This is a genomic window from Ruegeria profundi, assembly GCF_001507545.1.
GTDB classification, from domain to species: domain Bacteria; phylum Pseudomonadota; class Alphaproteobacteria; order Rhodobacterales; family Rhodobacteraceae; genus Ruegeria; species Ruegeria profundi.
In genome coordinates this window covers 20,517-30,726 of sequence record NZ_LQBP01000018.1, presented here as the reverse complement: position 1 = coordinate 30,726, position 10,210 = coordinate 20,517, and the positions used below count along the sequence as shown (strand labels likewise).

The following is a 10,210-nucleotide window of genomic DNA, read 5'->3' as shown; positions in this document are numbered from 1 at the left end:
CAAACCGCCCACATATCTCTTCAGTTATCCATCAATGTCAAAGAACATAACACCAAGAGCCAAACACCAGACCAGTGCGCCAAAACATCAGCGCGCCCGCCTAACTCATTCCCAAGATGCCCCCAGTCTCTCCCGAGCGTCCCACCGTCTCTCCAGTGCGTCCCCGCCGTCTCCAGCGACCCAACAACCGCCTCAGCAGCGCCGGTGAAGGGGTATTTACGGATTAGGTCTGGGACCTGCAACCCCCATTTTGAAAAAACTTCACATTTCTCAAGGGAAACCCATTAAATCCAATTTAAACAATTGGTTAGGCTAAAATTTTTCACTGTGAAGCCGCCAAAACACTGCTTCAAGTGGGCGAACAGGCGACCTTTTAGCGGAATCGTACCCAATGCTTGGTATACACAAAAGCCTTGCGCCACGGAAAACGCCGCCCGAGATGAAGTCACGAACGATTTTAGCAAAGACAACATCAAGCTCTTTGGCGTTCTCTCAGAACCGTTTTCGAGATTGGGTCATTAATCGCGCCCATGCTCATCTTCGTATCTGCGGCCGCAATCCTATCTTGTCCCTCTATGTGATCCCAGACCAACGACAACAAGAAAGCTGTGTTTCATGGCAGTTCTGCAGTTTGAATTCGGGATAACTTCGGCGGAGGCCCGGGCTACACTCGGTTCCGCAACTGCGTCCCTATATAACCTTGGGTCACAAGGTATTTGTGGAGATTGTGTTTTTTCGCAGTTACGCCACTCTCTGATCAGAAGGACAAGGCGGGCAGGACCATGCCCGATCCAGCACCAAGGAGAGCGGAATGGAATTTGACTATGTGATCGTCGGCGGCGGGTCAGCAGGTTCTGTTCTGGCAAACCGACTGAGCGAAGACCCCGACACGCATGTTTGCCTGCTTGAGGCCGGCGGGCGTGGCGACGGTATTGTGGTGCGGATGCCCGCAGCTGTGGTTGCTGCGCTGCCGGGGCGGCCAAAGATCAACAACTGGGCTTTGGAGACCGTGCCACAGCAAGGGCTGAAGGGGCGCCGCGGGTATCAGCCGCGCGGCAAGGTGCTGGGCGGATCCAGCGCGATCAATGCAATGCTGTATATCAGGGGGCAGCGTCAGGACTATGACGGGTGGGCCGAACATGGCTGCACCGGGTGGGACTGGGACAGCGTCCTGCCCTATTTCAAGCGGTCCGAGAATAATGAGGATGGTGCAGATGACCTACATGGCGACAGCGGTCCGCTTCAGGTCTCACACCAGAAAGAGCCCCGCCCTATAACGCATGCGTTCATTGAGGCGGCTGAACAGATGCAGCACCGCCGCAGGGAAGATTTCAACCGCGGCGACAACGAAGGTGTTGGTCTTTACCAGGTTACGCAATTCCACGACCCGGCGCGAAACGGTGAACGTTGTTCTGCCGCTGCAGCGTATGTCCATCCGGTGATGGAGCGTCCGAACCTGACGGTCATAACTCATGCCCACGCCAAGGAACTGACGTTTGACGGGAAACGCGCCACCGGGGTGGTTTACAAGAAGAAAGCCAAAGGCGCAGACATTGCGGTTAAAGCACGGCGAGAGGTGCTGATCTGTGCAGGAGCCTTCATGTCACCGCAATTGTTGCAACTTTCAGGGATCGGGTCGGGCGCGGACTTGACCCGGCACGGTATCGCCGTGCGTCACAACCTGCCCGGCGTAGGCAAGAACCTGCAGGATCATCTGGATTTCATCCTGTCCTACAAAACCAGGGATACCGACAATTTCGGGATCGGAGCGTTTGCTACCGCCAACCTGCTGCGCCACCTTTGGCGCTGGCGTCAAACCGGAGTTTCAATGGCGGCCACGCCTTTTGCAGAGGGGGCGGGGTTCCTGAAAACGTCCCCAGATCTGGATCGGCCCGATATTCAGCTTCATTTTGTAATCTCACTGGTCGATGATCACGCCCGAAAGCTGCATTATGGCCACGGGTTCAGCTGCCATGTCTGCAAACTCCGCCCCGAAAGCCGGGGGACCGTCGGGCTAACCAGCTCCGACCCGTTTGCACCACCGGCCATTGATCCAGCCTTCCTGTCCGATGATCGTGATCTGGAGACGATGATCAAAGGTGCGCGCATGATGCGCGACATCATTCAGGCGCCTGCTCTTGAGAAGTATCGGCATAAAGAGATGTTTGGAACCGACACCGCCCAGACGGACGCAGATTGGGAAGGCCACATCCGAGACAGGGCCGATACGATTTATCACCCCGTGGGAACATGCAAGATGGGTGTGGATGACATGGCCGTGGTTGACCCCGAATTGCGCGTGCATGGGATCGAGGGGCTGCGTGTTGTCGATGCCTCGGTTATGCCGACTCTGGTCTCTGGCAACACCAATGCACCAACGATCATGATCGCCGAAAAGGCGGCTGACCTGATCAAGGCCGCTGCGCGTTAAAGGTCAGCCATCGCTCATCAGTGCCTGCAACCCTTTGCGATAATCCGGGTACAGCAGGCGCACGCCCAGTTCATCCTTGATACGGTCATTCCTGACGCGCTTGTTCTCGCTATAAAAGCTTCGGGCCATCGGTGTCAGGTCAGCTTCGTCAAACGGCACGGCTGGGGGCAAGGGCAGCCCTTGCAGCTCGGCCGCATAGGCGATTACGTCTTGCGGCGGCACCGGTTCATCATCGCACACATTGTAAACCGCGCCGGGATTCGGCGCAGCCATCGACGCTGCAAGAACTTGCGCGATATCTGCCACATGAATGCGTGAAAACACCTGCCCGGGCTTTATGATGCGACGCATGCCCACACGCTTGAGCTTGGAAAACGGTCCGCGGCCGGGGCCATAAATACCGGCCAGCCGAAAGATATGTACGGGCAGTTCCGGGATGCCAAGCCATTGTTGCTCAGCCTCCAGCCGCCATCTGCCCCGCTTGGCCGTCGGGGCGGCCGGCGTGGATTCGTCCACCCATGCGCCCTGATGATCGCCATAGACTGCTGTAGTCGACAGATATCCGACCCATTGAAACTGCGCAGCCCTCGCTGCGATTTCTTCTTTCAAAACCGCCAGAACCGGATCGCCCTCGGCATTCGGCGCGGTCGAGATCAACAGATGCGTCACCCCATTCAAGTCCGGAGACTGCCCCGGCCAAACGAAAGGCTCTGCGCCGGATGCGCGAATCGTGTGGAATTGGGCCGGATCGCGTGTAGTCCCGCGAATGGTCCAGCCCTGGGGTGACAACAGGCGGGACAAAGCCTGTGCCGAATACCCGTGGCCGAAGGAAAAAAGAGTACCTGTCATGGCACCCTTGATGATCCGCAATCCCGGTGGATGCAAGCATCTGCGTCAGAATACTTGATCGAATCCTTCGATGCGCTTTTCATTGAAGCATGAGTAAGAAAACACCCAACCTACACGCCGCCTATGCGCTGGACACTCCGGAAGACCATAAACGGTTATATGCCGAATGGGCCGGAGACTATGACGAAGGCTTTGCCGCGCTCGAAGATTATCAGCTGCATATCCATACAGCGCGCGCGTTTGTGGCCGCTGGCGGCCAGGGACCGGTTCTGGATGTAGGTGCAGGTACGGGCTTATGCGGTGCGATTCTGGCTGGGCTGGGCGTCGGTCCGATTGATGCAACCGATATCAGCGCCGAGATGCTGGATCAGGCCATGCGCAAGGCCATCTATCGAGACGCGATCGAAGCCGATCTGAACCAGGGCATTCCAGTCCCGGACAACAGCTATGCGGGCATTGTCTCGTCTGGCACGTTCACCCACGGTCATCTGGGCGCCGAGGCGTTGCCCGCCCTGCTGCGTATCGCCCGGCCCGGCGCACAATTCGCGTTGTCGATCAATGCAAAGCACTATGAAAAGATGCACTTCGCCGAAACTCTGCAAAGACTAACGCAGGGCGAGATACAAAACCTTACCCTGCCAGAGGTGCGTATTTACGGCGAACTCGCCGCCGGTCCCAACAAGGATGACACGGCGCTGATTGCGTTGTTCGAACGGACCTGACCCCCTAGGTGTACATCTGCTTTTTGAACGCGCTGGTGCGGGTCGTCGCTTCGGCGGTGCCGTCGTGATAGGTGCCAAACCATTTGTCGAACGGAATCTCGGAGGTGCCATAGTTGCACTCGAAATACCGGTGATGCAGTTGATGAAAGAAATCACCGGCGCGGGCGGCATCGGTGTTTCCAGCCCTCAGCTTTTCGAAACCGGAATGCGACAGAACAGGGCTGATCTGCTGGAAATACGTGTGGAATACCACGTGCAGCGGATGCGACGGCACGATCAGGTGGACAAAGTAGCCAGAGAAATATAGCAGGTTCTCGTACCAGTGGTTCGAAATGCCCGACCACGGCCCGATGTTCACATTACGATGATGCACGGCATGGACGTGTTTGTAGAGCTTGGGGTGATGCGCCAGACGATGCACCCAGTAAAAGTGCAAGCCTGACCACATGGGAATGAATGCCATCCAGACTACACACCAAACCGGCGCGCTGGCCCAGGTCATGGTGGGCACATATCCGTTGGCCATCGCCCAATAAATGATCCACTGATACACGGTCGCCACAGTCATCGCACTGCCAAGCGTCCACCAGATATTGTCCCAGACCTGATTGCGGAAGGTGAAATTGCCATTGTTCCGTGTCAGATCCCGGCGGTCGAACTTCTTGTACATGCCCTGTCCTTTGCGCATGTACAGCCACCAATGAAGACCACCCGCGATCAATATCTGAGGCACCATATTCAGCAGCCAGATGCGAAACATCCAGCCCGGAGCAAAGCTTTGCATCGTCTCTAACGCAGGGAAAAAGAATATGTATGCTGTTACGGCCAGCACCATGCACAGCGTCAATGACGTGATTTGCAACCACGCTCCGCTATACCATTTCAAAACAGCACTAGGGCGAGGGGGCCAACTGAATAACGGGTTCAACCCGACCGGCCCTTTCGGGCGATAGTGCCAGCGGGCAGTTTCGGGATCCTGTGAGGCGTCGGTCATGTCGATACCCTTTATGTGGCGTAATCGGAACCTTCGGCATCCAGCAGAGCTTTGATCTCGCGCAAATGCGCTTCGGCCTGATCGGGATAGTCGTCCAATTCCTGCGCAGTCTTCTCGGCGATCGCGTCGGACAGCACACGCAGGGGCTGGCCGGTTTGAAGCGCGCGGATATAGGTCTCCGCCGCGCGCTCGAAATAGTAGAGGCGATTGAAGGTATCTGCCGGGTCGCTGCCGATCACCAGCACCCCGTGGTTGCCCATGATCATCACCTTCTTTTTCGGATCCGACAGCATTGAGGCACAGCGCGCGCCTTCGCTTTCAAAAGCAAGCCCGCCAAATTCCTCATCAACCACATACCGGTTGAAGAACGTCGCCGTGTTCTGATCAATTGGTGGCAAACTGCTATCTGCCAGAGACGCCAGAACAGTGGCAAAGATTGAATGCACATGCATCACGCAGCGCGCATGCGGGCATTGGCGATGGATCGAGCCGTGCAGCCCCCATGCCGTCGGATCCGGGGCACCGGGCTGGGACATGACATTCGGGTCATTGGCGTCGAGCAGCAGCAGATTCGATGCTTTCACGCGGGCAAAATGCATCTGGTTGGGATTCATCAGAAACTGTGTTCCCTCGTCGTTGACAGCTAGGCTGAAATGATTTGCCACGCCTTCATGCATGTTCAGCCGCTCTGTCCAGCGGAAAGTCGCGGCCAGATCTACTCGTTCGGTCCAGTAGTCGATATTTGGGCGCAGGTTTGTGACGGTCATTGGCGTCTCCGATCAGGCTGGCAAGGGCTGTGGGACAGGGTGCCTTGGCAACCAGAGTTTGACCAACGAAAAATACGCAGGTAGAGCATTAGTTGAACTAATGGCAAGGTTATGTCGTGCAGACACCGCTTCCGCCGCTTGGCTGGCTGCGCACATTCGAAGCTGCAGCGCGCCATATGTCCTTCACCGGTGCGGCCCGTGACCTGAACATGACCCAAAGCGCGGTCAGTCAGCAGATAAAGTCTCTTGAAGGGTATCTGGGCCAGCCCTTATTCCTACGCCAGCCACGAGCGCTGGAACTGACCGAGGCAGGCATCACCTATCTTCCTGTTGTGCGTGACGCTTTCCGGACACTGGTGCGTGGCACACAGGCGGTCACGGGCGCGCAGCAGAATGCGGTTCAGGTCCAAAGCAACATCAGTTTCGCTGTAAACTGGCTGGCTCCGCGCCTGCCAAAATTCCAGACCGAGCATCCCGATGTGCACCTGAACATCTTCACCGACCTGTGGGAGCCCCGCGAAATGGCCGAGGGTGCTGCGGTAGAGATACGCTATTCGCTGCGACCATCCGATACGGTGCGGACAGAATTGCTGCGAACCGACTACTATTACCCGGTTTGCGCGCCGGGCTATCAGGTGACGTTGGAGACGCTGCAACAAAAACCACTATTTGACTGCTCAAACCTGATGTCCAATTGGATGAATTGGGTCCAAGATCAGGCTCTGATGTGGGAAAATCCGCCCATTGTGTATTCAAACACCTATCTGGTTAGCTTATCGGTTGCGATGTCCGGCGGTGGGCTGTGCCTGACCCATGATACAATTGCGCGCGACCTGATTGAGCAGGGACGGCTGTGGGCACCCTTTTCCTATCGTGCCGAAATGCCCGAGGCCTATTACCTGCTGCTTTCACCCCAGGCCGAAGAGACTCCGGGCGCTGTCGCGTTTGCCGATTGGGTTCGCCGTGAGATGCAGGTGGACCAACTACGGTAATCAAGGGTGCTCCCGCCCATCGTCGACGCCGCTGCGCGACATCTCCTCAGGTTGGGCCCGGCAGCGCTGACGCGCTGCGTGACGGTTTCATGATAGCTGTTCGACGGGGGTTGCACCTTTCTCAGCATTCAGGAAAGTTGCGTCATGGAATACACACCCTTCCCAAGCTGGCCCGAAGTCGCCCCTCGATTAATTGCCGTCGCCGCAGGACGCGAGGCTGCGAATTTGATCATCCGTGGCGGCATCTGGGTAAATGTGCACAGCCGTGAGACCTTGCCCAACCACGATATCGCCATCGCGGCAGGGCGCATCGCATTTGTTGGACCGGATGCATCCCATTGCGTGGGTCCTGATACACAAATCATCGAGGCGCAGGGCCGTTATATGTTGCCCGGCCTTTGCGACGCGCACATGCATATCGAATCGGGCATGCTGACCCCGGCCGAATTTGCCCGTGCGGTGATTCCTCATGGTACGACCTCGATGTTCACGGACCCGCATGAAATCGCCAACGTGTTGGGGCTGGACGGCGTACGCATGATGCATGACGAAGCACTGATGCAGCCAGTGAACATCTATACCCAAATGCCCTCTTGCGCGCCTTCAGCACCGGGGCTTGAGACAACTGGGTACGAGATCACGCCCGAGGACGTTGCCGACGCGATGACCTGGCCCGGTATCATCGGACTGGGTGAGATGATGAATTTCCCCGGTGTCATCCAGGGCGACCCCAAGATGCTGGCCGAAATCGCAGCAACGCAGAACGCCGGCAAAACCGTGGGCGGACACTATGCATCACCTGATTTAGGACCAGACTTCGCGGCTTATGTGGCCGGAGGTCCAGCGGATGATCACGAAGGGACATGCGATGCTGACGCAATTGCCAGGGTTCGGCAAGGGATGCGGTCGATGATGCGACTGGGCTCGGCCTGGTATGATGTCGAAAGCCAGATCACAGCCATTACTGAAAAGGGGCTGGACCCGCGGAACTTTGTCCTGTGTACGGATGACTGCCACTCGGGCACGTTGGTCAATGAAGGGCACATGAACCGCGTTGTACGCCATGCAATTGCCTGCGGCTGTGATCCGCTTGTGGCTTTGCAGATGGCGACAATCAACACCGCAACCCATTTCGGGCTGGAGCGTGAGATCGGTTCAATCACTCCGGGACGACGAGCAGATGTTGTGCTGAGTTCGGACCTGACGGAGCTGCCCATCGAAATGGTCATCGCCCGTGGTCAGGTGGTGGCCGAGAACGGCACGATCACAGTTGACTGCCCACATCTGAACTGGCCAGACACCGCACGCAATACCGTGCATCTGGGCCATACGCTGACAGACACAGATTTCGAAATCAAAGCGCCCGTTGGTGCCAATCGTGTGCAGGCCAATGTGATTGGTGTTGTTGAGAACCAAGCACCCACAAAGGCGCTGAAGGCCGAGCTGCCGATCATCGGCGGCCTTGTCGAAGGGGAAGGAGATGTTTGCCAGATCGCGTTGGTCGAACGCCATCGCGCGACCGGGGGCGTGACCAATGCCTTTGTCTCGGGCTTTGGGTATCAGGGCAAAATGGCGATGGCCTCAACCGTTGCGCATGACAGTCACCACATGATCGTGGTCGGCACTGACCGCGAGCAGATGGCACTGGCCGCGAACCGTCTGGCTGAGGTCGGCGGCGGTATCACCATTTACCGCGATGGCGAAGAATTGGCTTTGGTTGAGCTTCCGATCGCGGGCCTGATGTCAGACAGCCTGGCAACCGATGTCGCGGCAAAAGCAGAACAGATGGTTGCTGCAATGCAGGCTTGCGGTTGCCAATTGAACAACGCGTATATGCAGCACTCACTGTTGGCCCTTGTCGTGATCCCCGAGCTGCGGATTTCAGACCTTGGTCTGGTGGACGTGCGGACATTCAAAAAGATCGACCTTCTGGAACCCCTTGCATGACGATTATAAGAACACCTGATGTTCCGACCCCGGACACATTCAAAGACCCCGCTGAAGCAGTTGCTCGCCTGGAAGAGCTGTATACCCAAGCCACCCAATTCCTCTGCGACAGCTTTGCAGACGCGATGGATGGAGAGACTCCGACTGAACGATACAGGGCCTATTACCCAGAGATCCGCATCAAGACCTCATCTTATGCGCAGGTCGACAGCCGACTGAGCTTTGGTCATGTATCGGAACCGGGCACTCATGCGACGACTGTCACCCGCCCAGATCTGTTCCGCTCATACCTGACCCAGCAGATCGCGCTGCTGATCAAGAACCACGATCAACCGGTGACAATCGGCGCGTCCGACACGCCGATTCCGGTGCATTTCGCCGTGGCCAACAATCCAGACCTCGTGGTTCCACATCAGGGGGCGGCCAGTTTCACCCTGCGCGATGTGTTTGACGTACCGGATCTGACCTCAACCAATGACGACATCGTCAACGGCGTCCATGATGCCGAGGGCAACCCCGGACCGCTTTCGCTGTTCACTGCGCAGCGGGTGGACTATTCGCTTGCGCGGCTGTCACACTACACCGCAACCGACCCCGATCATTTTCAGAACCACGTTCTTTTCACCAACTACCAGTTCTATGTATCTGAGTTTGAAAGCTACGCCCGTGCGCAACTGGCGAACCCCGACAGCGGCTATACCAGCTTCGTCTCGACCGGGAATGCCGAAATTACGGACCCAGATGGCGTGATTGAACAGCCTTTGAAACTGCCGCAGATGCCCACTTATCACCTGAAACGTGCCGACGGGTCCGGGATCACGCTTGTGAACATCGGCGTTGGCCCGTCGAACGCCAAAACTGCCACGGACCACATAGCCGTACTGCGCCCGCACGCCTGGCTGATGGTCGGCCATTGCGCCGGGTTGCGCAACACCCAGGCCCTGGGGGATTTCGTGCTGGCCCATGCCTATCTGCGTGAAGACAAGGTTCTGGATGATGATTTGCCGGTCTGGGTGCCGATCCCGCCACTGGCCGAGATTCAGGTGGCGCTGGAACGCGCCGTGGCCGAGGTTACGGAACTGGAAGGTTATGAACTTAAGCGGATCATGCGAACCGGTACAGTTGCCTCGGTCGACAACCGCAACTGGGAATTGCGCGACCAGTCTGGCCCGGTGCAGCGACTCAGCCAATCCCGCGCAATCGCGCTTGATATGGAAAGCGCCACCATTGCTGCAAACGGCTATCGGTTCCGGGTGCCCTATGGCACTTTGCTGTGTGTGTCAGACAAACCGCTGCATGGCGAACTTAAGCTGCCCGGTATGGCTTCGGCGTTTTATACCACTCAGGTCAGCCGTCATTTGGCGATTGGAATACGAGCGATGGAACACCTGCGCGGCATGCCGCTGGAGCGTTTACACAGCCGGAAATTGCGTTCGTTTGACGAAACAGCCTTTCTCTGACGCAAAAAAGCAACGAAACCCCCCTATTTTTAGGGTTTTCAACGCTAC

8 protein-coding genes are annotated in these 10,210 nt (G+C 57.2%); 5 read left to right on the top strand and 3 right to left on the bottom strand.

Features of this window, described 5'->3' with window-relative positions; genetic code table 11:
• The first annotated feature begins 811 nt into the window (after positions 1–811).
• Positions 812–2,431: a GMC family oxidoreductase gene (locus AVO44_RS20135; RefSeq protein WP_068341168.1), complete on the top strand. Its 1,620-nt coding sequence runs from the start codon at positions 812–814 to the stop codon at positions 2,429–2,431.
• A 3-nt stretch (positions 2,432–2,434) separates the two neighbouring features.
• Here the strand turns inward: AVO44_RS20135 and AVO44_RS20130 are convergent, their stop codons facing one another.
• The gene (locus AVO44_RS20130; RefSeq protein ID WP_068341165.1) at positions 2,435–3,280 is read right to left on the bottom strand and encodes an SDR family oxidoreductase; all 846 of its coding nucleotides are present in this window, start codon (positions 3,278–3,280) and stop codon (positions 2,435–2,437) included.
• Positions 3,281–3,369: 89 nt separating this feature from the next.
• On the opposite strand from AVO44_RS20130, the gene AVO44_RS20125 reads away from it, so the two are divergent.
• Entirely contained in the window at positions 3,370–4,002 is a 633-nt protein-coding gene (locus AVO44_RS20125) for a class I SAM-dependent DNA methyltransferase (protein ID WP_068341162.1), read from the top strand.
• A gap of 4 nt (positions 4,003–4,006) precedes the next feature.
• On the opposite strand, the gene AVO44_RS20120 is transcribed toward AVO44_RS20125, so the two are convergent.
• Positions 4,007–4,996, bottom strand: a complete 990-nt coding sequence (locus tag AVO44_RS20120; RefSeq protein WP_068341160.1) for a sterol desaturase family protein — start codon at positions 4,994–4,996, stop codon at positions 4,007–4,009.
• Between the two features lie 11 nt (positions 4,997–5,007).
• Positions 5,008–5,763: a class II aldolase and adducin N-terminal domain-containing protein gene (locus AVO44_RS20115; protein WP_068341158.1), complete on the bottom strand. Its 756-nt coding sequence runs from the start codon at positions 5,761–5,763 to the stop codon at positions 5,008–5,010.
• Between the two features lie 116 nt (positions 5,764–5,879).
• Between AVO44_RS20115 and AVO44_RS20110 the strand changes: the two genes are divergently transcribed.
• The 3 genes from AVO44_RS20110 (at position 5,880) to AVO44_RS20100 (ending at position 10,162) form a co-directional block, all read left to right on the top strand.
• Positions 5,880–6,755 carry a LysR family transcriptional regulator gene (locus tag AVO44_RS20110; RefSeq protein WP_068341156.1) on the top strand — a complete coding sequence of 292 codons (876 nt, stop codon included), beginning with the start codon at positions 5,880–5,882 and terminating at the stop codon, positions 6,753–6,755.
• Positions 6,756–6,899: 144 nt separating this feature from the next.
• Entirely contained in the window at positions 6,900–8,702 is a 1,803-nt protein-coding gene (gene ade / locus AVO44_RS20105) for an adenine deaminase (RefSeq protein ID WP_068341154.1), read from the top strand.
• On the top strand, positions 8,699–10,162 hold the full coding sequence (locus AVO44_RS20100; protein WP_068341151.1) for an AMP nucleosidase: 1,464 nt from the start codon (positions 8,699–8,701) through the stop codon (positions 10,160–10,162). The genes ade and AVO44_RS20100 overlap by 4 nt, the downstream gene beginning before the upstream one ends.
• Positions 10,163–10,210: the final 48 nt, after the last annotated feature.